The sequence below is a fragment of the Micromonospora sp. NPDC007220 genome, assembly GCF_040634035.1.
Lineage (GTDB): Bacteria > Actinomycetota > Actinomycetes > Mycobacteriales > Micromonosporaceae > Micromonospora > Micromonospora reichwaldensis.
In genome coordinates, this window is the sequence record NZ_JBEYEU010000012.1 from 43249 (window position 1) to 68308 (window position 25060).

The following is a 25060-nucleotide window of genomic DNA, read 5'->3' on the forward strand; positions in this document are numbered from 1 at the left end:
TGAGGTTGTCGCGCCCGTACCGCCGGCCGCCGGGCACCGGATCGCGGTGCCCGGCGGGCTCAGCGGTGTGCGACGGCCGGTGGGGCCGGCACGACCGGGCGCTGCGCGCCCGCACGTGCCGGCCGGTCGGTCGCGGGGCGCTCAGGCACCCGCGCCGGAGCGCACCCGGTCGATCCAGGCCTCGACGTCGTCGGCGGTACGCGGCATGGCCGACGACAGGTTCTCGTGACCGTCCTCGGTGACCAGCACGTTGTCCTCGATCCGGACGCCGATGCCGCGGAACTCCGCCGGCGCCAGCAGGTCGTCGGCCTTGAAGTACAGGCCGGGCTCGACGGTCAGGATCATCCCGGGCTTCAGCTCGCCGTCCATGTACTCCTGGCGCAGCAGCATCTGGCAGTCGTGCACGTCCATGCCGAGGTGGTGGGACGTGCCGTGGACCATCCACCGCCGGTGCCAGCCGCCGCTCTCCCGGTCCAGGGTCTGCTCGAGGGTCACGCCCTCGGGCAGCAGTCCCCACTCGTGCAGCCGGCGGGCGATGACCACGTTCGCGGCGGCGTGGATGTCGCTGAACTTGTTGCCCGGCTTCACCGCCGCCAGGCCGGCCTCCTGCGCCTCCAGGACCGCCTCGTAGATCTTGCGCTGCACGTCGGTGAAGCGACCGGTCACCGGGAGGGTGCGCGTGATGTCGGCGGTGTAGAGGGAGTCGACCTCGACACCGGCGTCCACCAGGATGAGGTCGCCCTCGCGGACCGGACCGGTGTTCTTCGTCCAGTGGATGGTGTTGGCGTGGTCGCCGGACGCGCAGATGGTCTCGTAGCCGATGCCGTTGCCGTCGTGGCGGGCGTACAGACCGAAGAGACCCTCGACCCACCGCTCGCCGCGCTCCTTGCCGACGGCCTCGGGCAGCCCGGCGATGATGGCATCGAAGCCCCGGTGGGTCGCGGCGATCGCCTTGCGCATCTCGCCCACCTCCCACTCGTCCTTGCACAGTCGCATGCCCGACAGGTGGCGGGCCAGTTCCTCGTCCGCCTCGTGCTGCTGCGTGACCGACGCGGGCGTCTCCGCCTGGGCCCGGGTCTCGTCGACGAGCCGGGCGAGCTCGCCGTCGGCCCCCCGCACCACGCGCACCACGGTCGCGCCGGCGTCCTTGGCCAGGACGTCCGGGAGCGAGTCGATGTGCCGGGTGCCGATGCCCAGCCGCTGCTCGATGTCGCGCATCGTCGGGCGGGGTCCGACCCAGAACTCGCCGAACCGGGAGTCCGCGAAGAACTCCTCGCTGTCGCGCGGCGCGAGCGGCCGGAAGAACAGGATCGCCTCGTGGCCGTCGGGCCTGGGGTCCAGCACCAGGACGCTGTCGGGCTCGGTGTCGAACCCGAGACCGGTCAGCCAGGCGAAGGCCGTGTGCGGGCGGAAGGTGTAGTCGGTGTCGTTGCTGCGCACCTTGAGGCCGCCGGCGGGGATGATGAGGCGCTCGCCCGGGAACCGGCGTGACAAGGCCGCCCGGCGGCGGGCCGCGTGCTCGGCGACCTCCGCGCGCGGGACAGGTGCCGCATCCGTACTGGCCCAGCCGGAGGCGATGAAAGCGCGGAATGCGTCGCTCGTCGGGGTGTTACGGTGGCTGGCTTTCACCTGCTCGTCGCTTGTCATGGCCGATATCCTGCCACGCGCCGCGGAGCCACGGCAAAGCTGCCGCGACCCTCGACTGTGGCCCCTGGAGCGCCCCGGCGGCAGGCGTGGTCGCGGTCGTCACCGCCGGGCGTCCGGCGCGTAAGCGGGTATCGGCGTTTGTGTCCACGGCACGGGCCGGAGAGTTTTGCCGAAACGCCACAATCGATCGATGTCTTGACATCCGTTGTAACATTTCCGAAGCCGCTCGATCGGCATCCGTGGCGCGCTTGTGAACGCCGCCGTTTCCGCTTTGTTTGATCCGACCGTCCGATGCGGTCGCCAACTCACGGAAAGCGAAGTGTCCATGCAATTGTCTGCGTTGAGTTCTGCGGTGAAGACAGCTTTCGGCAGTGATTCGCGTCGTCGGGGCAGGCGGATCGCCGTCGCGGCCGCGCTCGGGGTGGCGCTCGTGGGCGGGGCGGGCGCGGGTGCCGCGGCCGTGGCCCCCGCGCCGCCTCCGGAGCCGGCCGCGGCGCCCGTCGGCGGCCACGCCGTACGCCAGGGCAACGTCACGGTCGACGGCGCGACCCTGCGTTACACCACCAGCGGGAGCGGCTCGCCGCTGGTGCTGCTGCACGGCTGGCCGCAGACGTCGTGGGTGTGGCACAAGGTGCTGCCCAGCCTCGCCCAGCAGCACACCGTGATCACGTTCGACCTGCCCGGCCTGGGCGCCTCCACGGCCCCGGCCGGCGGCTACGACAAGGCCACCACGGCACGCCGGATCCGGCAGGCGGTCAACCAGCTCGGCTTCACCCAGGTGGCCCTGATCGGCCACGACCTCGGCGCCATGGTCGCCTACAACTACGCCCGCGACTTCCCCACCGAGGTCACCCGGATCGGCGTCGTCGAAAGCCCGCTGTCGGGATTCGGACTGGAGAACTTCTACGGGATCAGCTGGCACTTCCTCTTCAACGCCTCACCCGCGCCCATCCCGGAACGCATCATGGACAACGAGGACGTCCCCACCTATCTGGGAATGCTCTTCGACCGCGCGCAACATCCGGCGGCGATCGACCGCAACGTCTACTACCGCGCGTATTCCGACCCGGCGAAGCGGACGGCGGGATACGAGTACTACCGGGCGTTCAAGGCCGACGCCGCCGACAACCAGGCCCACGCGCAGTCGAAGCGCCTGACCATTCCCGTGATGGCCATGGGCGCCCAGTCCGTGTTCGGACCCGCCGTCGCCGCCTCCTACCAGCAGGTGGCCGACGACGTCCGCACCGTCGTGGCCCCCGACACCGGCCACTGGATCGCCGAGGAGAACCCGACCTTCTTCAGCGCCTGCGCGTTGCTCTTCTTCGGCCCCTCCACCGGCACCCCGTCCAGCCCTGAACTCACCGGCTGCGCCCCCTGACGGGAGCCCCTCCCGCACGCACCACGCCACGGCGAGGGCGACCTGCGTCGACCCGGGCCGGCGGTGGCGACGCCACCGCCCTTCCGGTCGACCCGGCTGCCCTCGCCGTGGCGTCGGCGTATCTCACCGGCCCTGACCCTGGAACTGGTCGCGGACGAGTGGGAGCGGCGGGGTCCGACGCCCCCGGCACGGTCGGCGGCCCGCGGGCCTAGCTGTCCGCGTAGACGAGGTCCAGCACGTCGGTGCGCCCGGACCAGCGCAGTTCGAGGTGCCAGCAGCCGGCCTGCGGCAGGTCGACGATCGACGGCCCCGGACCGCCGGCGGCCTCCCGCGTCACCCGGGTTCCGGTGCCGTCCAGGGTCGCGGTGATCCGCAGGGCGTCCGGGGTGGTCGCGGCGGGGGGCGTCGCGGCGGGACGGGCGACCCAGAGGATCTTGTTGTTCGTCCCGTGCTTCCTGGACCGGCTCAGCGGATGTCCGAACAGCACCGCGACGATCTCGCCGCGCGCGCCGAGGACGTGCGGCATCCGGGTGCTCCCGCTGAACCCGGCGTCCGCCCAGTCGGGCAGCGGCCCCGTCTCGACCCGGGAACCGCAGCCGGTGGCGGCGCCCGAAGCCGCGCCCGTCGACGCCGTCACGGCCGGAGAGGCGGCCGGCTGGGCGGCCGAAGAGGCAGTCTTCGGGGCGGGCGGAGAGGCGGTCTGCGGGGCGGGTCGTCCCGCTGTCGTACACCCCGCCAACAGGACCACTGCCCCCAGCAACACCCTGCGCGCTGAACCCATCTCACGCCTCCCGACGACCTGCTCGTGCTTCCTCACTGTCGGGACACCGGCCGGCTCTCCCGGGTTCCCGACCCGGGCCCCGGGTCGGCACGACCGCCTAACCCAGCGACCTGGCGATCTCGATCGCCTCGTACCTGGTGAGGTCGCCCTCGATGCGGTAGCTGACGTCGGCCCCCTGCCAGATCAGGGTGGCGGCGGCGAGCCGCGCGGTCTCCACCCGGACGGCGCCGGTGCGATCCACGTAGGAGACCGGGTGCGGGGCGCCGATCCAGACGGCGAAGTCGCCGTCGACCTGGACCCAGCTGGCACCCGCCGCGCTGCTCTGCTTGTGGAAGGCCAGGTCGAGACGGCCGTCGAAGGCGTCGATGCGCAGCGCTCCCCCGCGGTAGAGCAGCGTCGCCACCCGGCAGAAGCCCGCGCCGTCGGGGTCGGCGACCAGCACCTGCTCGGGCGGGCCCAGCTTCGTCGGGGTGCGGACGGGGAAGCGCACCTTCCGCTGCGCCTCGGCCACGGTGGCGGGCCGCTGCGTCGGCAGTGGCGAGGCGACGCCGGTGGGACGCGCCGGGTCGGGCGTCGTGGCGACCGTGATGCCGGCGAAGCGCAGCAGCCCGGCGGCGGCGTCGGCGAGGGCCGCGCGACCCGGCGGCAGCGCCGCCACGACCAGGGCGGCGAGTGCCGCGGCCACGAGGTGGCGCCACCGGCGTCGCCTCGGCGGGGGCGCGGCGAGGCGTGCGCGTACCCGTGCGGTCACGTCGGGCGGGTCGGGCGTCTCCAGCCAGGCGGCGAGGTCGCGCAGTTCGCGTTCGAGGTCATCCACGGCGCACCTCCGCGACGTCGAGCAGGCCGCGGAGCTTCGCCAGTGCCCGGGAGGTCCGCGACTTCACCGTGCCGCGCGGCCAGCCCAGCATGGTCACGGTCTCGTCCTCGCTGAGGTCGAGGAAGAACCGGCACACGATCACCTCACGGTCCTTCACCGGCAGCGAGCGCAGGGCCCGCACCAGGGTGGCCCGGCGTTCCCCGGCGAGGACGGCCTCGACGGCGGCGTCCTCACCGATCTCCGCGGGCGGGTTCGCCACGGCCGCGCGCAGGGCGAGCCCGTCGCGCCGGCCGCGCGACCGGTGCAGGTTGCGGGTCTCGTTGGCCACGATCGCCAGCAGCCACGACCGGAACGACGACTCTCCCCGGTAGCGGGAGATCTTGCGATGTCCCTTCACGAACGCCTCCTGGATGACGTCCTCCGCGTCCGGACCCGCGCCGAGCAGCACCGCCGTCCGGTACGCGGACGCGGTGTGCCGGGCGACCAGGAGTTCGTACGCCTCCAGGTCGCCCGCCCGGGCGCGGGTGACCAGGTCTTCGTCGTTCAGGGGTACCTCCGATGGGGACACGTTGATGACACCACCGGCGCCCTGCGGGTTCCGCCGCAGCGCGAAAAGCTCTCCGGTCGCATCCTCCGCCGTCCCGCCGGCCACGCCGGGGTTCGGCCCGGCCTGTAGCAATCCTTCTTGACGATTCATCGATGCGTAGCTAAGTTTCAGCCATCCGGACTGAGAGGTCGTCGTCGATGAAGGCCCGACTCGTTACCGCGACCGTCCTGGTGGTCACCCTGTCGACCACCCTCGCACCGCTGCCCGTCCAGGCCTCCGCCGCGCCCGCGCGCCCACCGGGCGGCGAGCACGGCTGGGTCACCTCGACACTGCGGCACATGAGCCTGGCGCAGAAGGTCGGCCAACTCTTCGCCACCTACGTCTACGGCGCCGACGCCACCGAACCCTCGGCCGCCAACCGCGCCGCCAACCGCGCGGCGTTCGGCGTCGAGACGCCCGCCGAGGTCGTCGACGAGTTCCACCTCGGCGGCGTCTGCTACTTCTCGTGGTCTCACAACCTCGACAGCCCGCGCCAGATCGCCACCCTCTCCAACGGGTTGCAGCGGGCCGCCGTCGGCGACGGCACGAAGGGGCGGGTGCCCCTGCTCGTCTCCACCGACCAGGAGCAGGGCGTGGTGCTGCGCATGCCCGCCCCCGCCGCGCAGTTCCCCGGGTCGATGGCCCTGGGCGCCGGGCGGTCGCCCCGGGCCGCCCACGAGGCCGCGAAGATCACCGGACGCGAGCTGCGCGCGGTCGGCATCCACCAGCCGTACGCGCCGATCGCCGACGTCAACGTCGACCCCGGCAACCCGGTGATCGGCGTACGGTCCTTCGGCGCCGACCCCCACCTGGTGTCCGAGCTGACCGCCGCCCAGGTCGCCGGGTTCCAGGACGGCGCCGGCGTGACCGCGGTGGCGAAGCACTTCCCCGGCCACGGCGACACGGCCACGGACAGCCACACCGACCTGCCCGTCATCGACCACACCCGACAGGAGTGGGACCGGATCGACGCGCCGCCGTTCCGGCGGGCGATCAGCGCGGGTGTCGAATCGATCATGACGGCGCACATCGTGGTACCCGCGCTCGACCCCTCCGGCGACCCGGCCACGCTGTCGCCGACGATCCTCACCGGCGTGCTGCGCGGCGAGCTCGGTTTCCGGGGCGTCATCGTCACCGACGCGCTGAACATGGCCGGCGTGCGGCGCAAGTACGGCGACGACCGGGTGCCCGTGCTGGCGCTCAAGGCCGGCGCCGACCAGCTCCTGATGCCGCCGGACCTGCGGCTGGCCCGGGACGCGGTGCTGCGGGCCGTCGCCAGCGGCGAGCTGACCGAGCGGCGCGTCGACGAGTCGGTCCGGCGCATCCTCGCCATGAAGTACCGGCAGGGCCTCGCCCGGTCGCCGCTGGTCGACGTCGAGCAGGCCGTACGCACGGTCGGGGCGCCCGAGCACCTCGCCGCCGTGGCGCGGGTCACCGACCCCACCCTCACCGCCGTCCGCAACGACGCGGGGCTGCTGCCGCTGGGCCCCGGGCAGCGCTCGGTGCTGGTCACCGGCTGGAACAGCGCCGCCTTCGCGCCGGTCGAGACCGTCGCCGACGGGTTCACCGCCCGCGGCGCCCGGGCCACCGCCCGGCCCGCGACCCTGCCCTCGGATCAGACGATCACCGCGACGGCCGCGCTGGCGGCCGAGCACGACCTCACCGTCGTGCTGACCAACAAGGCGTGGGACACGACCGTCACCGATCCGCGCGGCACCCAGCGGCGTCTCGTCGCCGCGCTGCTCGGCACGGGGAAGCCCGTGGTGGTGGCGGCGGTCCGGGACCCCTACGACGTCGCGTACCTGCCGGGCGTGACCACCTACCTGGCGACCTACTCGTACACGCGGGCGGCGATGGACGCCCTCGTCCGCGCGCTGCACGGCGAGTTGTCCCCCCGTGGGCGGCTTCCCGTCACGATCCCCACGGCCGAGGGCGCGGGCACCGTGCTCTACCCCTACGGCCACGGCATGAGCTGGTAGGAGGCAACCCACCATGTCGTCGCTCCGCCCACCCGCGCTCCGACCACTCGCGATCGGCCTGACCGTGGCCGTCCTGGGCGCGGCCCTGCCGGCCACGGCGGCCGGGGCCACGCCGCCGCCGGCCGGCTCGGCGCCGCCGGTCGTCACGCCCGCCGACATCCACTTCCGGCACGACACGCTGCGGCCCGGCCACGCCCGCCAGGTCGGTCTGCTCCCCGAGCACGTGGACCGCATGCCCGCCGACCTGGCGGCGTACCTCGAGCCGACGCCGGACCACCCCGGCCATCCCGCGTACGCGGGCGCCGTGGTCCTGGCGGCCAAGGACGGCGTGGTCGTGCAGCACGCCGCGGTGGGCGCCGCGGTGAAGTACGCCGCCGTCGGTCCGCCGCCCGGGCTGGCAGGGGTGGAACTCCCCGCCGACGAGCAGATCCCGATGCGGCCCGACACCATCTTCGACCTGGCGTCGGTGTCGAAGTTGTTCACCACCATCGTGGTCATGCAGCAGGTCGAGCGGGGACGGGTGGACCTCGACGCGCCGGTCGCCCGCTACGTCCCGGAGTTCGCCGCCGGCGGCAAGGCGACGGTCACCGTACGGATGCTGCTCACCCACACCTCGGGGCTGCCCGCCTTCGTCCCCCTGTGGAGCAGGTACCCGACGCCGGCGGAGCGGTTCGCCGCCGCGCTCGCCACGCCGCTCGCGCCCGGTGCGGAGCCCGGTACCCGGTACGTGTACTCCGACCTCGGGCTGATCGCGCTGGGCGTGCTGGTGGAACGGGTGACCGGCCGCCCGCTGGCCGCGCTCGTCGCCGACGGCGTCACCGCCCCGCTGGGCATGACCGACACCGGCTACAACCCGGGGCCGCAGCGGCGGTCGCGGATCGCCGCCACCGAGTACCAGCCGTACGCCGGACGGGGCATGGTCTGGGGTGAGGTGCACGACGAGAACGCGTGGTCGCTCGGCGGCGTCGCCGGGCACGCGGGGGTGTTCTCCACCGCGGCGGACCTGGCCGTGCTCTGCCAGTCCCTGCTCAACGGCGGCGAGTACCGGGGGCGACGCATCCTGCGCGCGGACACGGTGCGCGCGATGCTGGTCAACTACAACGCCCCGCTGGAGCAGGCCTACCCCGAGAGCGATCGCGGGCTGGGCTTCGAGCTCGACAAGCACTGGTACATGATGGGGCTCTCCTCCCCGGTGGCGTTCGGGCACACCGGCTTCACCGGGACGTCGATCGTCGTCGACCCACTCTCCCACTCGTTCGTCATCCTGCTCAGCAACCGGGTGCACCCCGACCGCGGCTGGGGCAGCAACAACGTCGCCCGGCGCGCCGTCGCGCGCGATCTCGCCGAGGCGATGCCGGTGCGACCCCGGTCCCGCGAGGCGTGGCGGGCCGACCCGCGCGACCTCGCGACGGTCACCCTCACGGCCCCGCTGCGCCGGCCGGCGCGGGGCGGCACGGCGAGCTTCCTGCTCTGGTACGACACCGAGCCCCGCTTCGACAGCGCCCGCTTCGAGGTCTCCACCGACGGCGGAGCGACGTGGGCCCCGGGACGACTGCTGCTGCGCCACGCCGACCGGCGGTGGAGCAGTGACGGCACGGTCACCGGCCACGGCGGCCGGGTCTGGTGGCAGGTCTCGGTCGAGTTGCCCGACCGGGCGACCCACCTGCGCTTCAGCAGCACCACCGACGCCTCCAGCCAGGGTCGGGGCGTCTACGTCGACCGGATCGTGGCGGCGGACCGGGACGGGTTGCTCTTCCAGGGCGAGGGCGCCGACGCCGCCCGGCTCGTTCCCGTCGGCTGGTCGCCTGCCCGCACCTGACCGGACCACGGCGCGCGCCGGCCCGCGTCGCCCGTGCCACCACCGCTCGGCCGGGCGCCGCAGCGTGACAGGAGTTTCGAAAACGCCGGCGGCGCCGGCCGAGGTGTGACGATTCGCCGGACCCGACGCGGGGTTTCCGGTCGCACCTGCCGAGCCATTGTCGGTCGCCGAAACCGCGCGTCCGGAGAACACATCGCGTCGAACAGGGTCAAGCCGCCATGAAGGGCCACGACCCGACTCGGCCCGCCGAATGCAGTCAATTTATCGACGCCTACGCGTCACCGTTTTTAACCGAAGCGAGACGAGCCACCACTAGGGTCAGTGAACCGATTGATCGGCGTCGTGGCTGGATCTGTCCCCGGGGTGGGTGGGGAACCGGAAGGGGTGGGAATGAGGGGGGTGGCTCCGCTGGTCATCGGCATTGCCTCCTCGCCGGCCGAACGCAGGCAGCTCGCGCGTCTGCTCGGTGGGACCGAGGCGCTTCTGATCGTCTCGAGCGTCGACCAGGCGCGCACGTTCCTCGGCGTGCCCGGCACACCGGTGCTTCCGCCCGGGCCCGTCGTGACGGCCCAACGCGTCGTGACGGCCGAACCGGTCGTGACAGCCGGACCCGTCGTGACAGCGGAACCCGTCGTGGCAGCCGAACCTGTCGTGGCAGCCGAACCTGTCGTGGCAGCCGAACCTGTCGTGGCAGCCGAACCTGTCGTGGCAGCCGAACCTGTCGGGACGGCCGAGCCCGGGCAGGGCGTCGGGACACCGCCGCCGCCCGACCTGTGCGTCGACTCCGACCGACGGGTGCTGCGCTGGCTGGACCGCGAGGTCGAGTTGACCCGCCTGGAGCACGACTTCCTGCGGTGCCTGGTCGGCGCGCCCGGGCAGGTCTGGACCTACGAGCGGCTGCACCTCGAGGTCTGGGGCAACGTGCACCTCGGGCGTGGCTCCGACATGCACTCGGTGGTGCGCAGGGTGCGACACAAGCTCGCCCGGCTGGGCGCCTCGGCGTCGATCCACGCGGTCCGCGGGGTCGGCTTCCGTCTCGCGTCGCTCTGACCCGTCCGGCCTCTTCGAGGTCCTCCGACGCGGTCCGGCCCGCCTGGTCGGAACCAGGCGGGCCGGATCTGTCAGCTGACGGTCGGTGTCAGCAGCGGACGGGTGACAACCCGAAGTCCTCCACCGTGGGGGTGGTGGTGTTGATCCTCGTCTGCCGGGTCTGGGGCTTCCAGTTGTCCTTGGCGACGATCATCGTCAACGGGTTGTTCCGACGGTCCAGCCAGTAGGCGTACTTGCCCTCGGCGTCCGTGGCGAACGTCCAGGACATCGCCCACGAGTCGACCTGCACGGTGGCACCGGGGAGCGGCGAGCTGGCACCCTGGCAGCTCGTCCCGGTGACCGTGCCCGTCAGCTTGCCCCAGGTGGTCGGCTGCAGCACGTTCATCGTGACCGCCACCGGCTCCACCGTGTACGGGGTGTTCTCCTTGATGGCGACCGAGGCGGTGTAGGTGCCGGGCTGGTCCACGTTCGCCGTCATGCCGACGTTGACCGTGACGGCCTCGCCCGGCGCCAGGGTGGCCGCCGTCTTGTCGATCGTCATCCAGCTGACGTCGGCGGTGCTGACGGCGCACTCCTCGAACCCGGGCAGCGCCTCGCTGTCCCGCGTCGCGGTGAAGCCGCCGGAGGAGCCACCGACCTTGTAGAAGCCGCACGCCGCGCCGCCGCGGTAGCGCGCCGTGTTGGCGTTCGGCAGGCTCGACCACGAGGAGGTGGCCGGGTCGTACGCGAAGCCCACGTTGGTGATGGCGCCACCCTGCGAGCCGCCGACGACCAGGAACTTCCCGTTGGCCACGGCGAACGAGCTGGCCCAGTTGTCGGCCGGCGCGTCGGCGATGGCCGTCCAGGTGTTGGCGCCCGGGTCGTAGGCGTAGCTCGCCTTCTGCGCCACGGAGCCGTCGTTGCCTCCGGTGCAGTAGACGATGCCGTCGATCCCGCCGCAGGAGAGGAAGGCCACCGACTTCGGGTAGTCCGCCAGGGTCTCCCAGCTGTCGCTGGCCGCGTCGTACCGCACGACGTCGTTCGACATCGGCGTGCAGGACGCCGTGGTGCAGCCACCGATGGCGTACAGCTTGCCGCCCGCGACCGCCTGGCCCGCGGCGGAGCGCGGCGCCGGGTTGTCGGCCTTCTCCGTCCAGGTGTTGGCCGCCGGGTCGTACGACCAGGTGGTGCCGTCCGGGCCGGCCGCCGCCCAGCCGCCGGTCGCGATGATCTTGCCGTCCAGGACGCCCACCGTCATGGCGGTACGCGCGCCGGGCAGATCGGCGATCGCGGTCCAGGTCTGCGCGACCGGGTCGTAGGCGTAGTTCTTCGCCGAGGACGCCGAGCCGGTGCCGCCAGCGATGGAGTACACCTTGCCGCCCAGGTTGACCACCCGGTTGTCCATCACCACGGCCGGGTAGTTGGCGATGTCGGTCCAGGGCGCGGCCTGCGGGCCCGCCTCGGGCGACGCCGCCGCCGTCGACTTGCCGGACGTCTTCGCCGCGAACGAGGTCGGGACCTCGAGCCGCTGCACCGGCGCGCCCTGGGAGCCGAGCACCTCCTGCTTGCTCATCCGGGAACCGTCGGCCCGCAGCAGCTCGAACCCGCCGGCGCGCTCACTGAACTCGACGGAGACCGGGGCCCCGCCGGTGTTCGTCACCGTGAACGCCTTGGTGACCTTGCCGCTGGGCATCCGGGCCGTGCCGGTGACCTGGGCCGGCTTGACCGACAGGCGGCCGGCCGCGAGCTGGAAGTTCGCCGCCGTGGCCCAGTCGGCCTGGACGTCGACCTGCTTGCTCTGGCTGACGTAGTTGCCGGCCCGGGCGGTGAACTTGTGGGTGTCCGTCAGCGTCGAGAACAGCCAGTAGAAGCCGTCCGCCAGCCCGGTGTCGTCCGGGGTCGCCACGGTGGTGGCCTTCTCCGCCGGCCGGTCGTCGCTGGTGACGGTGGCGCCGTTGACGTAGCCGTTGTCGTTCTTGTCGCGGACGTGGCCGAGCACCAGGCCGCCATCGACCGGCGTGCAGGTGAGCTGGCTGCCGATCAGGACGTTGTCGATCGACCACCACCACTCGTACGAGGCGTCGTAGTAGCGGAACCGGACCCGCGCCTGAGCCTGGCCAGCGGCCTGCGGGATGGCGACCTCGGTCACCTTCGGGCCACGGACGTCGGCCGCCTGCCGGAGCACGTTGGTCCAGGTGGTCCCGCCGTCGAGGCTGAGGTCGACGTCGGCGCGGTCGCTGCCCAGCCAGTTGTAGTCCTGGTTGAACCGGATGACCGGTGCGGTGACGCCGGTCAGGTCGACGACCGGGCTGACGAGCGAGGTGTCCTGCTTGCCGCCGGAGCCGTACTCGTCGCTGTCGACGATCGCGAAGTTGCCGGTGCCGCCGGTCAGGTTGCCCCGGGCACCGTCGTCCGTGAACTTCCAGACCTGGCCGCTGGCGGCGTGGTCCACCACGGACCAGCCGGCCGGCACGGTGCTGCCGTCGAAGGTCTCGTACTTGCCGTCGGAGCCGAAGCGGTAGCCGGGCGCGGTCGTGCAGGCGTTGGTCTGCACCGGCACCGCCACGTTGGCCGTGGCGTTACCCGTGCCGACCACGACCTGCTTGGTCACCGTCTGGTAGCCCGGGTACTGCGACTCGACCTTCAGGTCGTAGGTGGCGCCGGCCGGCAGCTTGAGGCTGTAGCGGCCGTTGACGGGGGTGGTGTAGTCGGACACGCCCGACTGACCCTGCACGGTCACCTTCGCGTAGAGCGGCCAGCCGTGCCCGGAGCCGTCGGTGACGGTTCCGCTGACGGTGACGCTCGGCACCGCCGTCAGCGCCACGTCGACGGTCGTGGTCGCGTTGCGGGCGACCGTGGCCGGCGTGGTCTTCGCCTGGTAGCCGAACGCCGCCACGGCGACCTGGTAGTCGCCGGCCGGAAGCAGGGACGAGTACGTCCCGTCGGCCCCGGTGGTCAGCTCGCGGTCCGCCGCGCCGGTCAGGGTCACCGTGGCGCCGGCGATCGGGGCGCCGGTGGTCGCGTCCGTGACCTTGCCGGCCAGGGTGCCGGTGTCGCCGATCGGGGCGGCGCTGAGCAGCGCGAGCGCGTCCAGGCGGCCCTCGCCGAACACGTTGTTGTCGTCGGTGGTGCCACCGCACTGGGTGTCGGCCTTGTCGGTCGCCGAGTTGTCCAGCAGCGCGCGGGTGGCGTTGACGTCGCCGACGAGCGCCGGAGCGGCGGACCACAGCAGCGCGATCGCGCCCGCGAGGTGCGGGGCGGCCATCGAGGTGCCGTTGTAGCTGGCGTACCCGCCGCCCGGAATGCTCGACCGGACGTTCACGCCGGGCGCCGCGATGTTGGGCTTGATCTCGCCGTTCTGGCCGGCGCCGCGGGAGGAGAAGCTGGCGATGTTGTTGTTGACGTCGTAGGCGCCGGCGGAGTAGTTGCTGACCAGGCTGCCCGGTGAGCCGCTGGTCTGGCAGGCCGATCCGCTGTTGCCGTTGGACCAGACGCCGAAGATGCCCGACGCGGTCCAGGCCAGCGTCACGTCCTCCATGAACGGGTCGTTGGAGGGCAGCGTGGTTCCCCACGAGTTGTTGATGATGTTCGGGCGCTTGCTCGCGTCCGGGTTCTGGCCGTTGAGGTCCGTCGGCTCGAGCATCCACTGGCCGGAGGTGACCAGCGCCGCGTCGCTCGGGCAGCAGCCGTTGGCCGCGATCCACTTCACGTCGGGTGCGACGCCGATCTGGTTCGCACCGGCGGAGCCGGCCATCGTGCCCATCGTGTGCGTGCCGTGGCCGTTGGTGTCACAGGGCGCGGCGCAGGAGCCGGTGGCGCGGTACCAGTTGTAGTTGTGGTCGAACGTGCCGTCGCCGTTGTTGCCCCGGTAGGAGTTGACCAGCGCGGGGTGGTCGAACTGGACCCCGGTGTCGATGTTGGCCACCGTGATGCCGGCGCCCTTCGCACCGTACTGGGACCAGACGTCGTCGGCGTTGATGTTCGCGATGCCCCACTCGAGGGCGTTCACCGTCTTCTCGTCGGTGCCCTCGGAGACCTCCGGCACCTTGTAGGCGACCGGGGCGTACAGGCCCTCGACCTCGGCGTGCGCGGCGAAGCTCTGCGCCATCGTCAGGGAGCCGCCGCTGACCTTGATCGCGTTGGTCGCCCAGAAGGTCTCGTACTTCGTGCCCGTGCCGTCGAGCTCGGCCCGGATCTTGGACTGGCTGCCGGCGGCGGTCTTCTTCAGGGCGTCGGCGACGGCGGTACCGCGCTTGGCCCAGTCCTTGATGGCGGCGGCCTGGCTGAGGTCCGCCTTGTCCTTGAAGCGGATCCAGAAGTCGCCCTCCGTCTTGCCCTGGAGTGCCTTCGTGAGCTCTGGCCGGATCTTGTCGGACGGGGAGGCCTGTGCGCCTGACCCTGTCGCGGCCAGGCTTGTCGCGGCGAGGATCATCGCCGCACCGGCGCTGACCAGTGATCTGGCCCAGCGCCTGGTGGGTGGACGTGTGAACATTCGGTGGTGCCTCCTCCAGAACGACCCAGAGTGGAACGAGCCATGGTGGAGGGTGCAGGGGCTCGTCTCCGTTCGGATGAGCGGGATCCGACCCCTCCATGCCCCCCAGGGCACCGCGCGGGTCACGCCGGCTGCCCGTCTGGACACTATGATCGACAAGAATGGGCGATCAAGAACTTGCCGTAAGCAATTTGTCACTAGCCGTTGGCCGGCGAATGGGGAGCTTGCCAATGATTGTCACGGTCATGACGAAGATGGGCAGAGGCTGCCCGTAGTTTCCGGGTGGGTGCTGTGGGGGCACGCGACGAAAGCACTGCGCCGGGCGGACCAGATCCGGCCGACGAACCATTTCCGCTGGTGATCGCGGTGACGCCGTCGGCGGCCGAGCGGATACGACTCGCGGAACGGCTCGACGGGGTCGCGCCGCTGCTGCTGGTCGCCGACCTCGACGAGCTGCGCCGGCTGATCGCGGCGCCGCCGGGGCCCGCCCCGGCGGCGTCCGCGCGCCCGCCGACCGCCGACGACGACGCGCTGCTGATCGACTCGGCCCGGTCGACGGCCCGCAGCCGGGGCCGCGAGATCGGCCTGACGCGCCTCGAGCACGACCTGCTGGCCTGCCTGACCACCGAGCCGATCCGGGTGTGGAGCTACGCCGAGCTGCACCGCTCGGTCTGGCGTGACGAGGGCCGGGAACGCAGGGCGGACGTGCAGTCCCTGGTGAAGCGGCTGCGTCGCAAGCTCCACGAACTCGGCACCGGGGTGGCCATCGACGCGGTGCGCGGCGTCGGGTTCCGGCTGACCGACCATCAGCAGCCGAAGGTCAGCGGTTCAGGATGACTGCCTGACTTGGGCAGCCCGGGTCCGGCCCCGCGCGACCGGCGGGCCGAACCGGACCGGGACGCCGGGGGAATACAGCACGCTCACCGGCGCCCCGGCGGGCGGCGGCAGCCCGGCGGCGGCGACCAGTTCGTCGTCCAGGTGCAACAGCTCCGCCCGGTGCAGCGGCCAGCGGGGATGCCAGTTCGGCAGGTGCAGCGTCCGCCCGTACGCCCGGGTGTGCAGCCCCCAGCGGGCGGTGACGAAGTGCTCCAGCGGGGTCGGGTCGGCGACCGGCTCCCCCACCCGCACCACCATGCGGCTCGTCGCGCCCACCGGGCCGGGCCAGCGGCGCCGGCACCGGTAGGTGCGGCGGTCGCCGTCCCGGACCAACCGCATCGCCGACCACATGTACGGCAGCCCCAGGGTCACCCGGGCGACCAGCACCGGGACCAGCCGCGACGCGTCGAGCGATCGGAACACCACCGCGCGCCGGCCGGCGTCGTCCACCGAGTAGAGCCGGACGTTGGTCTCCCAGAAGCTGCCGAAGTACGGGATCCCCGGCCCTCGGCCGAGGCCCAGCCCCACCATCCGGAAGCCGATCAGACCCACGTGGCTGACCCCGTCGAGGGTGTCGGGGTGGGTTCCCTCGGGCAGCAGCGGCGCGACGAGTTCCGGCGCGACCGCCCAGTGCAGGAACGTCAGGTCTTCCCAGCGCTGCCGCAGGATCCCGCGCCGGAACGCCTGCTCGGGCGCGGCGTCGACCGGCTCGATGTGCACGTACCCCATCCTGCCCCGCCGGGGCGGGCGACGTCACCCCGGCAGCGTCCGGTCTGCCGCCTTGGGCGTCGCCGGCGACGCGCGCCGACGCGCGGCCGGTCAACGACGAGCGGCGGCCTCCTCGCCCTCGCGCCCCCTGGGGAGGACCGGATCGGGCGTGCTCCAGGACCGCCACAGGCGGCTGTACCCGCCCCCGGCCGCCAGCAACTGCTCGTGCGTGCCGTGCTCGACGACGCGCCCGTGCTCCAGGACGACGACGCGGTCCGCGGTGGCCGCCTGGCTGAGGCGGTGGGCGACGATCAGCGTGGTACGGCCCTCGGTGGCCGCCGTGGCGGCGCGGTCGAGGTCGCGCGCGCCCGCGCTGCCGGCCTCCGCGGTGGCCTCGTCGAGGACCGCGACGGCGGGGTCGGCGAGGACGAGGCGAGCCAGGGCGAGCTGCTGGGCCTGGGCGGCGGTGACGTGCCGACCGCCCTCCCCCACGCACGTGTCGAGACCGTCGGGCAGGGTACGGAGCCAGTCGGCGACGCCCACGAGGTCGAGCGCGGCGGTGATCTCGGCGTCGGTGGCGTCCGGGTCGGCGAGGCGCAGGTCGTCGCCGAGCGTCCCGGCGAAGACGTGCACCTCCTGGCTGATCAGCGCGATCTCGCGTCGGACGCGGTGCTCGTCCAGGTGGGTCAGCGGCACGCCGCGCAAGCGGACCGAGCCGCTGGTGGGCGCGATGATTCCGGCGGCGACACCGGCGAGCGTGCTCTTGCCCGCGCCACTCGCGCCGACGAGGGCGACGCGTTCCCCCGGTGCGAGACGGAGGGCGACGTCCCGCAGCACGACGGGTCCGTCGTCGTAGCAGTGCCGGTCGACGACCACCTCCAGCGCCGCGGGTTCGAGCGCGCCCGTCCCGGGCCGTTCCGCACGGGCGGGCCCGGAGCCGTCGGGCGCGGCGGTGTCGGGCAGTGTGGTGACGCCGACGAGCCGGGCGAGGCTCGCCCCGGCCTGGAGCACGGAGTCGGACTGGAGCAGCAGCAGGCCGATCGGGTTGAAGAGGCGGTGGAAGTAGAGGGCGGCGGTGGTCGCCGCCCCCACGGTCGCCAGGTCGTCGCGGACCAGCAGGAAACCGGCGAGCAGTACGGCGGCGAGCCCCACGAACTCGGACCGGTTGATCCGCAGCCCGAACCGGGTGTGCAGGCCGAAGATCTCCAACGACAGGTCGCGGGCCGTGGCGGAGCGATCGGCGATCCGATCGACGTGTGCGTCCTCCATCCGGTACGCGCGCACGGTCGCGGCGCCGCGCAGCGCCCCCGCCATGGCCTGTGCCCGCTCGCCGGTCGCCACCCGCTCGCGCGCGTAGTACGGGACGGACCGCTTCAGGTACCAGTAGAGCGCCAACGCGTAGGCGGGGGCGGCGGCCAGCCCGGCGAGGCCGAGCCGCCAGTCGAGGGCGAAGAGCCCCGCCGCGGTCAGCACGATGGACAGCAGCGCGCCGAGGAAGGCGGGTCCGCTGGTGGCGATCACGTTCGTCACCACGGCCACGTCGTCGCCGGCGCGGGCCACCAGGTCCCCGGTGCCGGCGCGCTCCAGCGTGGCCGACGGCAGGTGCAGGGCGCGGTCGAGGACCCGCTCCCGCAGCCGCGCCAGCACGGTCTCGCCGAGGCGTGCGGTGAGCGCGGCGCCGATCGCGGTGAGGAGGCCGGCGAGCACCGCGGCGCCCGCGATCACCCCTGCCCAGGCCACGATGCGGGGCGTGTCGGCACCGGCGATGACGTCGTCGACGAGGCGGCCGAGCACCCAGGGGGCGACCAGCCCGGCCGCCGCCGCGGCGACCAGCAACGTGCCGGCGGCGGCGCTGAGCCCGGGCAGCCGGGCGAACTCGACCCGGAGGGCGGCCCAGGTCTGCCGCGCGGTGGCCGTGGGCAGCAGCCGCCTGGTCCGCAGGCCGGGCGTGCTCGACTCGTCGGTCATCGCAGGACCTCCTCCCGGTAGCGGGCGTCGCTGGCGAGCAGGTGCTCGTGCGGGCCCTCGGCGACGACCCGCCCGCGGTCGATCACGACGACCCGGTGCGTGCTGCGCAGCAGGACCGGGCTGTTGGTGATCAGCACCGTGCCGCGGGCCGCCGCCGCGCGGGCCGAGGTCAGCCCCTCGGCGAGCAGTGCCTCGGTCACCGCGTCGACCGCCGTGGTGGGGTTGTGCAGCACCAGCACCGGCGGGTCGGCGACGAGCGCCCTGGCCAGCCCGATCCGCTGCCGTTGCCCGCCGGAGAGGTTGGCGCCCCGCTCGGTGAGCAGCCGGTCGAGGCCGTGCGGGTGGGCGGCGAGCACGTCCTCGGCCGCCGCGGCGCGTACGGCGGCGCGCAGGACCGCCTCGTCGGCGTCGGCGCCAGCGGCGAGGTTGGCGCGCAGCGTCCCCTCGAACAACGCCACGTCGTGCTGCTCGACCAGGAGAATGCCGCGTACGGCGTCGACGTGCAGGTCCTCGGCGGGCACGCCGTCGACGTACAGCGTGCCCCGGTAGTCCTCCCGGGGCACCCGGCCGGACAGCAGCGTCACCAGCGCCTCGGCCTCGCTCGGCTCGTGGGCGAGCACACCCAGGACCTCACCGGCGCCGACCCGCAGGCACAGCCCGTCGAGTCCGGCGTACCCGACCGCGTCGAGGGTGAGCCGCGCCGGGTCCGGGGCGGGTGGCCCGGCGGTACCCGGCCGGGTGAGCGGCTCGGCGCCGAGCACCCGGGCGACCCGCCCGGCGCTGGCGCGGGCCATGGCGAACAGCTGCACGGACCAGCCCAGCGTCTGCACGGGCTCGGCGACGAACTGGGCCAGCCCGACGACGGCGACGAGTTCGCCGACGGTGAGCCGGCCCTGGATCGCGAGCCAGCCGGCGACCCCGGCGACCGCCGCGAGGAAGAGGCCGTTGACGGTGGTGGTGAGCCCGAGGTGCAGGCCCTTGGTGGTGGCGGCGCGCAGGGTGACGTCGAGGGCGTGGCGGCTGGCGGCCGCGTAGCGGCGGGCGGCGTGGTCCTGCGCGCCGATGCCGCGCAGCACGCGCAGGCCGGTGACGAGGTCGACGGCGAGCGAGGTCGTGGCGGCGAGGGCCTCCTGCTGCGCGGCGCTGCGCCGGCTGAGCAGCGGCGCCATCCGTTGTAGGGCGACGACCACCAGCGGCACGCCGACGAGCACGCCCAGCCCGAGGGGGACGTCGACGACGAGCAGCGCGACGGCGGAGACCGCGATGGCGGTGAGCGCGGCGGCGCAGAGCCCCGCGACCCGTACGACGAGCGCGGTCAACTCGGCGTCGGAGGCGGTGACGGACAGCAGCTCACCGTCGCGCATGCCGGAGCGGTTGCCGCGCGGGTCGAGGGCGCTGCGGGCGATCTCGACGCGCAGGAGGTGGGCCTCCTGCTCCAGGGCGGCGTAGCCGAGGCGGGCGCCGGTGCGGTAGGCGAAGGCGAGGACGGTGAACAGGACGGCGAGACCGGCGAGGGAGAGCAGCAGCGCCCGTACGTCCCCGGTGGCGACCGCCCGGTCGATGATCACGCCGATCGCGACCGGGACGAGGGCCTCGGTGGCCTGGTGGGTGCAGAGCAGTGCGGTGCCGGCCACCACGCGGCCGCGCTGGCGGCGCAGGGCGCGGCGCAGGACCGTCCCGCCGCTGATCTTCTCGGCTGCCATGTGCGTCAGGCCCCGACGGGCGCGACGGGGACGCCCGGCCGGCCGGCGGACGGGGCGCCGCAGCCGGCCGGCACGGTGACGTCGGCCCAGGTGGTGACGTCGGCCCAGGTGGGGTTCAGGGTCCGCACCCCGGGGTCGCACGCGACCCGGAGAAACGACGATGTGTGCACGAGCTGCGCCCTCCCAGCGATCGAGGGCCAGGTTAGCCTCACCTAATGGCTCCGGTGAACGGGGGCTCGGCGACCGTCAGGCGCGCCGGGGCCCGGGCTGGTCGTCACGTGGTGGCGGCCGATCGGCAGCATCAGCGGCTTCTGCGACGTCGGATCGACGATCACCTGGCTTTCGAGGCCGAACACCGCGCGGACGCACTCCTGCGTCAGGACCCGCGCCGGCTCTCCTGCGGCGTGCAGCCTGCCGGCGGCCAGCGCGATGAGGTGGTCCGCGTACCGGGCGGCGAGGTTGAGGTCGTGCAGCACCATGACGATGGTCGTGCCGCGCGTCAGGTTGAGGTCCGTGAGCAGGTCGAGGACCTCGACCTGGTGGCTGACGTCGAGGAACGTCGTCGGTTCGTCGAGCAGCAACAGGTCCGTCTGCTGGGCCAGGGCCATCGCGATCCAGACCCGTTGCCGCTGGCCGCCGGAGAGCTCGTCGACCGGGCGGTCGGCGAGGTCCGCCGTCTGCGTCGCGTCCAGGGCCGCCGCCACGGCGGCGTCGTCCTCCCGGCTCCAGCGCGAGAACACGCGCTGGTGCGGGTTGCGGCCACGACCGACGAGGTCGGCCACGGTGATCCCCTCGGGCGCCGTCGGCGACTGGGGAAGCAGGCCGAGGGTACGGGCCAGTTGCCTGGCCGGCAGCCGGTGCACCTGCTCACCGTCGAGCAGGACGTGGCCGGCGCGGGGCGCCAGCAGGCGCGACATCGACCGCAGCAGGGTCGACTTGCCGCACGCGTTCGCGCCGACGATCGCCGTGATCTTCCCGGGCGGCACGAGGAGGTCGAGCGAGTCGATGACGACGCGGTCGGCGTAGCCGAGCGTCAGGCTCTCGACCGCGAGCGTGTGGGTGGTGGTCACAGCGTGCCTCCCGCGCGGTTCGTACGGATGAGCAGGTAGATGAGGTAGGGGGCGCCGAGCACGCCGGTGACGACGCCCACGGGGAAGCGTGTGTCGAAGGCGAACTGACCGGCGAAGTCCGCGACGAGCACCAGCAGGGCGCCGACGAGGGCGGAGGGCAGCAGCAGCGAGCCGGCCGGGCCGACGATCCGGGCGGCGATCGGCCCGGAGAGGAAGGCGACGAATGCGATCGGCCCGGTCGCCGCCGTGGCGAAGGCGATGAGACCGACGGCCGCGACGATGACCAGGATCCGGGTGCGCTCCAGGCGTACGCCGAGCGCCGCCGCGGTGTCGTCGCCCAACTGCATCATGGAGAGGTTGCGGGCCTGACCCAGCAGCACCGGTGCCAGGACGGCCACAGCGACCGCCACCGGGACGGTCTCCGCCCAGGTGGCGCCGTTGAGGCTGCCGGTCAGCCAGCGCATCGCCTCCTGCAGGTCCCATTCGGCGGCCTGGGTCAGGACGTACGCGGTGATGCTGTCGAGCATCGCGGCGATGCCGATGCCGATCAGGACGAGGCGGGTTCCCGCGACGCCGTCCCTGAACGACAGCGTGTAGACGACCAGCGCCACCGCCAAGCCGACGACGATCGCGAAGGCGGACACCCCCGCCTCCCCGAGGTGCAGCGTCACGATCGCGAAGGCGGCCGCGGCGCTCGCTCCGGAACTGATGCCGATGATGTCGGGGCTGGCCAGCGGGTTGCGCAGCATCGTCTGGAAGGTGACGCCGCCGAGCCCGAAGCAGGCCCCGGCCAGGATCGCGAGGACCGCCCGGGGCAGGCGGAGCGTGCCCACCGTGAAGGAGGCCCCGGGGACGTCCTCGCCGGCGATCACCGCCAGCACGTCCGCCGGCGGGTAGAAGGTGCGCCCCACCATCAGCGAGACGGCGAACGCGGCGACGACGAGGGCAGCCAGCACGACGAGCACGCCGCGTCGCCGGAACGTACGGCGGACCCGGCCGTGGGTGACCGCCTCGAGAGTCGTGGTGCTCACAGCTCGCGCACTTTCTGCCGGCGGACGATGTAGATGAAGAAGGGGGCGCCGATCAGCGCCGTCACGATGCCCACGTCGATCTCCGCCGGGCGCGCCACCACCCGGCCGACGACGTCCGCGGCGGTCAGCAACGACGCGCCGAGGAGCGCGGAGTACGGCAGCAGCCACCGGTGGTCGAGCCCGACCAGCAGGCGGCACACGTGCGGGACGACCAGGCCGACGAACCCGATGGGTCCGGCGACCGCCGTGGCGGCGCCGCAGAGCAGCACGGCACCGATCGCCGCGACGGCCCGCACGACGGCCACCCGTTCGCCGAGTCCCGCCGCGAGTTCGTCGCCGAGCGCGAGCGAGTTCAGGGCCCGGGCCGACAGGAGGCAGATCGCGAAACCCACGGCGAGGAACGGCAGTGCCTGCCGGATGCTGTCGTAGGTCGCACCGCCGACCCCGCCGATCTGCCACGAACGGAAGCCGCCGGCCACGTCGTTGCGGGGCAGCACGAAGGCGCTGATCAGCGACGCGAGCGCGGCGGACGTGGCGGCACCGGCGAGGGCGAGCTTGAGTGGCGTCGGGCCACCGCGCCCCAGGGAGCCGACGGCGTACACGAAGACGGCCGCGAGGCCGGCGCCGAGGATCGCCGCCCAGAGGTAGCCGGTCGCCGAGGAGAGGCCGAAGGTGACCATCGCGGTGACCACGGCGAGCGACGCCCCCATGTTCACGCCCAGGATGCCGGGGTCGGCCAGCGGGTTGCGGGTCACGCCCTGCATGACCGCCCCGGACAGGCCGAGGGCCGCGCCGACGACCACGGCGAGCAGGGTCCGCGGGATCCGCTTGGTGACGGCGGCCTGCTCCATGGTGCCGTCCGCGCCCTGCAACGCGGCGAGGATGTCGGACCATCCGACGGTGCGGGAGCCCAGCGCGACCGACGCCACCATGACCGCCAGCAGCACCGCGGCCGCGACGAGGAACCACAGCAGCCGTACCCGGGCCGGACGCCGCACCACGGCGACGTCCGGCAGGGCGCGCGAGTCGAGCGTGGTCATGACACCTTGTCGGCGGCCTTGGCGAGCATCGCGACGTAGTCGTTCAGCACGAACGGGATGGCCAGCGGGGTCGGGTTCGCCGCGGTGCCCAGCGGCGTGCTGCCGGAGAGCATCACGACCGAGCCGCGCTTGATGGCGGGGATCTTCGACAGCAGCGGGTCGGCCTGCGCGGCGGCGAGCAGCTTCTCGTCTCCGTAGGCGACGATGACGTCCACGTCGTCGAAGACCTGGATCTGCTCGGCACTCTGGTCGAGCGTGAACTTGTCGGTGCCGGCGGAGAGCCCGGCGATGCTTGCCGGCGCCTTCATCCCGAGGTCCGCGAAGAACTGGGCCCGGGTGTCGTGCGTCGTGTAGAAGCCGATCTTGCTGAGGTCGGTCGGGTCGACGTGCGTCATGAACATCGCCGACTTCCCTGCCAGTTGCGGGTGCTTCCCGGCGGCGTCGGCCATCTGCTTCTCGATGTCGGCGATCAGCGCGTCGCCCTCCTTGGTCAGGCCGAGGGCCTGGCTCTCCAGCTTGATCGTGTCGCGCCACGCCGTGGCCCAGGGCGCCTTCGGGTACGCGACCACCGGGGCGATCTTGCTCAGGGTGTCGTAGTCCTGCTGGGTCAGACCCGAGTACGCGGCGAGGATGACGTCGGGCTTGGTGTCCGCGACCGCCTCGAAGTTGATGCCGTCGTTCTCGTCGAAGAGCACCGGGGCTGTCCCGCCCAGCGACTTGAGCTTTTCGGCGACCCACGGCAGGACGCCGTCGTTGTCGTCGTCGCCGAAGTTGGCCTTCGCCATTCCCACGGGAACGATGCCGAGGGCCAGCGGAACCTCGTGGTTCGCCCAGGCCACTGTCGCGACCCGCGTCGGCTTCTCCTTGATCGTCGTCGTGCCGAGCGCGTGCGTGATCGTGACGGGGAACGCCGCGGAGCTGCCGTCGGTCGAGGCGTCGTCGGCCTTCGACGAACCGCCGCACGCGGTGAGCGCCAACGTGGCGGCCAGGGCGACGACCCCGGCGAGGAGGCGGTTTGAGCGCATGAAAGTACACCTCAATGCTGGTAAGGGGAGGCTAACCTAACACACGCTCCAAGGCTGTCCTGATCTACGGCGGGGTCGCCATGAAGGGCCCCCGCATGCCGTTCCACCTGCGGTTACGGAGGCGGCACAGTCCGCGCCGCGCCGCGCCGCGCGACCGACCGGGGGCGGGATTTCGGCCAACCCAGGACAGGCTAACCTAACTTCAGAGTCAGGAGATGGCTCGCGATCCACGAAGGAGCGACGTCATGACCGTCGGCACCATTGCGGTCGAAGCCGGGGTGATCAGGCGCCCGATGCTCGCCGAGGTCGTCGCCAACCGGCCGCTCACACCTCACCTGCGGCGCATCACCCTGACCGGCGCCGAGCTCGATCGCTTCGGCTACGACGGGCCCGACCAGCTGGCACGGATCTTCCTCGCCCCCGCACCCGGCGCCGAACTGCACCTGCCGGGCTCGCCGCAGTGGTGGCCCGCCCTGCAGGCCATGCCGGCGGAGCAGCGACCGGTGGTCCGCAACTACACCGTCCGGCGCCTGGACGCCGGGCGGCGCGAGCTGGACATCGACTTCGTGCTGCACGGCGACGGCGGGCCGGCCTCCGCCTGGGCGCGCAGAGCCGCGCCCGGCGACCGGATCGGCGTGCTCAGTGACGGCGCCGCGTACGCCCCGCCCGCCGACACCGACTGGCAGCTGCTCGTCGGCGACGAGACGGCCATGCCGGCGATCACCGCGGCTGTCGAGGCGCTGCCGCCGGACGCGCGGGCGATCGCGCTGATCGAGGTGGGTTCCGCGGAACACGAGATCGGGGTGCGCACGCCGGCCGGGGTCACGCTGACCTGGCTGCACCGGGGCGGCACACCGGCGGGCGGCAGCGACGTGGTGATCCGCACGCTGCGGGACCTGGCGTTCCCGGCCGGCACGCCGTACGCCTTCGTCGCGGGCGAGTCCGCCATGGTCACGACCGTCCGTCGGCACCTGTGCACCGAACGCGGCATCGCCAAGGAGCGCGTATACTTCGGCGGCTACTGGAAGCTCGCCCCGCACTGAGCGCCCGCCGGCCGGTGTGCCCGCCGGGGCACCCGGAGCCGCCGCGCGCGGGGCAGCCTCCTGCGTAC

Annotated in this window: 19 protein-coding genes; 6 read left to right on the top strand and 13 right to left on the bottom strand. The window is 73.1% G+C overall.

From position 1 onward, the window contains the following. Positions 1 to 141: 141 nt before the first annotated feature. On the bottom strand, positions 142 to 1647 hold the full coding sequence (locus ABZ573_RS20965; protein ID WP_151457514.1) for an aminopeptidase P family protein: 1506 nt from the start codon (positions 1645 to 1647) through the stop codon (positions 142 to 144). A 352-nt stretch (positions 1648 to 1999) separates the two neighbouring features. On the opposite strand from ABZ573_RS20965, the gene ABZ573_RS20970 reads away from it, so the two are divergent. Beyond that, on the top strand, positions 2000 to 3025 hold the full coding sequence (locus ABZ573_RS20970) for an alpha/beta hydrolase (RefSeq protein ID WP_327028492.1): 1026 nt from the start codon (positions 2000 to 2002) through the stop codon (positions 3023 to 3025). A gap of 208 nt (positions 3026 to 3233) precedes the next feature. Here the strand turns inward: ABZ573_RS20970 and ABZ573_RS20975 are convergent, their stop codons facing one another. The 3 genes from ABZ573_RS20975 to ABZ573_RS20985 all read right to left on the bottom strand — a co-directional run bounded on the left by ABZ573_RS20975 (position 3234) and on the right by ABZ573_RS20985 (position 5191). After that, entirely contained in the window at positions 3234 to 3662 is a 429-nt protein-coding gene (locus ABZ573_RS20975; RefSeq protein ID WP_358120099.1) for a hypothetical protein, read from the bottom strand. A 241-nt stretch (positions 3663 to 3903) separates the two neighbouring features. Continuing rightward, entirely contained in the window at positions 3904 to 4623 is a 720-nt protein-coding gene (locus ABZ573_RS20980) for a hypothetical protein (protein WP_151457373.1), read from the bottom strand. Further along, entirely contained in the window at positions 4616 to 5191 is a 576-nt protein-coding gene (locus tag ABZ573_RS20985; RefSeq protein WP_225852509.1) for an RNA polymerase sigma factor, read from the bottom strand. The genes ABZ573_RS20980 and ABZ573_RS20985 overlap by 8 nt, the downstream gene beginning before the upstream one ends. A gap of 176 nt (positions 5192 to 5367) precedes the next feature. Here ABZ573_RS20985 and ABZ573_RS20990 point away from each other — a divergent pair, with 176 nt between their 5' ends. The 3 genes from ABZ573_RS20990 (at position 5368) to ABZ573_RS21000 (ending at position 10057) form a co-directional block, all read left to right on the top strand. After that, entirely contained in the window at positions 5368 to 7188 is a 1821-nt protein-coding gene (locus tag ABZ573_RS20990) for a glycoside hydrolase family 3 protein (RefSeq protein ID WP_358120105.1), read from the top strand. A gap of 13 nt (positions 7189 to 7201) precedes the next feature. Continuing rightward, complete coding sequence (locus ABZ573_RS20995) at positions 7202 to 9007, top strand: serine hydrolase domain-containing protein (protein ID WP_151457370.1); 1806 nt, start codon at positions 7202 to 7204, stop codon at positions 9005 to 9007. Positions 9008 to 9406: 399 nt separating this feature from the next. Beyond that, positions 9407 to 10057 (top strand): winged helix-turn-helix domain-containing protein, encoded by a 651-nt coding sequence (locus ABZ573_RS21000; protein ID WP_358120108.1) that lies wholly within the window; start codon positions 9407 to 9409, stop codon positions 10055 to 10057. 88 nt (positions 10058 to 10145) lie between these two features. Here the strand turns inward: ABZ573_RS21000 and ABZ573_RS21005 are convergent, their stop codons facing one another. Beyond that, positions 10146 to 14528, bottom strand: coding sequence for a S8 family serine peptidase (locus ABZ573_RS21005; RefSeq protein ID WP_358120111.1), 4383 nt, complete (start codon positions 14526 to 14528; stop codon positions 10146 to 10148). Between the two features lie 357 nt (positions 14529 to 14885). On the opposite strand from ABZ573_RS21005, the gene ABZ573_RS21010 reads away from it, so the two are divergent. Next, on the top strand, positions 14886 to 15365 hold the full coding sequence (locus tag ABZ573_RS21010; protein WP_358120114.1) for a winged helix-turn-helix domain-containing protein: 480 nt from the start codon (positions 14886 to 14888) through the stop codon (positions 15363 to 15365). On the opposite strand, the gene ABZ573_RS21015 is transcribed toward ABZ573_RS21010, so the two are convergent. The 8 genes from ABZ573_RS21015 to ABZ573_RS21050 all read right to left on the bottom strand — a co-directional run bounded on the left by ABZ573_RS21015 (position 15357) and on the right by ABZ573_RS21050 (position 23949). Then, positions 15357 to 16124 carry a DUF2071 domain-containing protein gene (locus ABZ573_RS21015; protein WP_358120117.1) on the bottom strand — a complete coding sequence of 256 codons (768 nt, stop codon included), beginning with the start codon at positions 16122 to 16124 and terminating at the stop codon, positions 15357 to 15359. The genes ABZ573_RS21010 and ABZ573_RS21015 overlap by 9 nt on opposite strands. 99 nt (positions 16125 to 16223) lie before the next feature. After that, positions 16224 to 18080: an ABC transporter ATP-binding protein gene (locus ABZ573_RS21020; protein ID WP_151455834.1), complete on the bottom strand. Its 1857-nt coding sequence runs from the start codon at positions 18078 to 18080 to the stop codon at positions 16224 to 16226. Further along, positions 18077 to 19783 (bottom strand): ABC transporter ATP-binding protein, encoded by a 1707-nt coding sequence (locus ABZ573_RS21025; protein ID WP_358120121.1) that lies wholly within the window; start codon positions 19781 to 19783, stop codon positions 18077 to 18079. Before ABZ573_RS21025 ends, ABZ573_RS21020 begins: the two co-directional genes overlap by 4 nt. 5 nt (positions 19784 to 19788) lie before the next feature. Beyond that, on the bottom strand, positions 19789 to 19911 hold the full coding sequence (locus ABZ573_RS21030) for a hypothetical protein (protein ID WP_358120124.1): 123 nt from the start codon (positions 19909 to 19911) through the stop codon (positions 19789 to 19791). 84 nt (positions 19912 to 19995) lie between these two features. Further along, the gene (locus tag ABZ573_RS21035) at positions 19996 to 20853 is read right to left on the bottom strand and encodes an ABC transporter ATP-binding protein (RefSeq protein ID WP_151455832.1); all 858 of its coding nucleotides are present in this window, start codon (positions 20851 to 20853) and stop codon (positions 19996 to 19998) included. Further along, positions 20850 to 21884, bottom strand: coding sequence for an iron chelate uptake ABC transporter family permease subunit (locus ABZ573_RS21040; protein ID WP_358120127.1), 1035 nt, complete (start codon positions 21882 to 21884; stop codon positions 20850 to 20852). Before ABZ573_RS21040 ends, ABZ573_RS21035 begins: the two co-directional genes overlap by 4 nt. Then, positions 21881 to 22924, bottom strand: coding sequence for an iron ABC transporter permease (locus ABZ573_RS21045; RefSeq protein WP_151455830.1), 1044 nt, complete (start codon positions 22922 to 22924; stop codon positions 21881 to 21883). The genes ABZ573_RS21040 and ABZ573_RS21045 overlap by 4 nt, the downstream gene beginning before the upstream one ends. Next, entirely contained in the window at positions 22921 to 23949 is a 1029-nt protein-coding gene (locus tag ABZ573_RS21050) for an iron-siderophore ABC transporter substrate-binding protein (RefSeq protein WP_358120131.1), read from the bottom strand. The genes ABZ573_RS21045 and ABZ573_RS21050 overlap by 4 nt, the downstream gene beginning before the upstream one ends. Before the next feature lie 245 nt (positions 23950 to 24194). On the opposite strand from ABZ573_RS21050, the gene ABZ573_RS21055 reads away from it, so the two are divergent. Then, entirely contained in the window at positions 24195 to 24992 is a 798-nt protein-coding gene (locus ABZ573_RS21055) for a siderophore-interacting protein (RefSeq protein WP_327028506.1), read from the top strand. Positions 24993 to 25060: the final 68 nt, after the last annotated feature.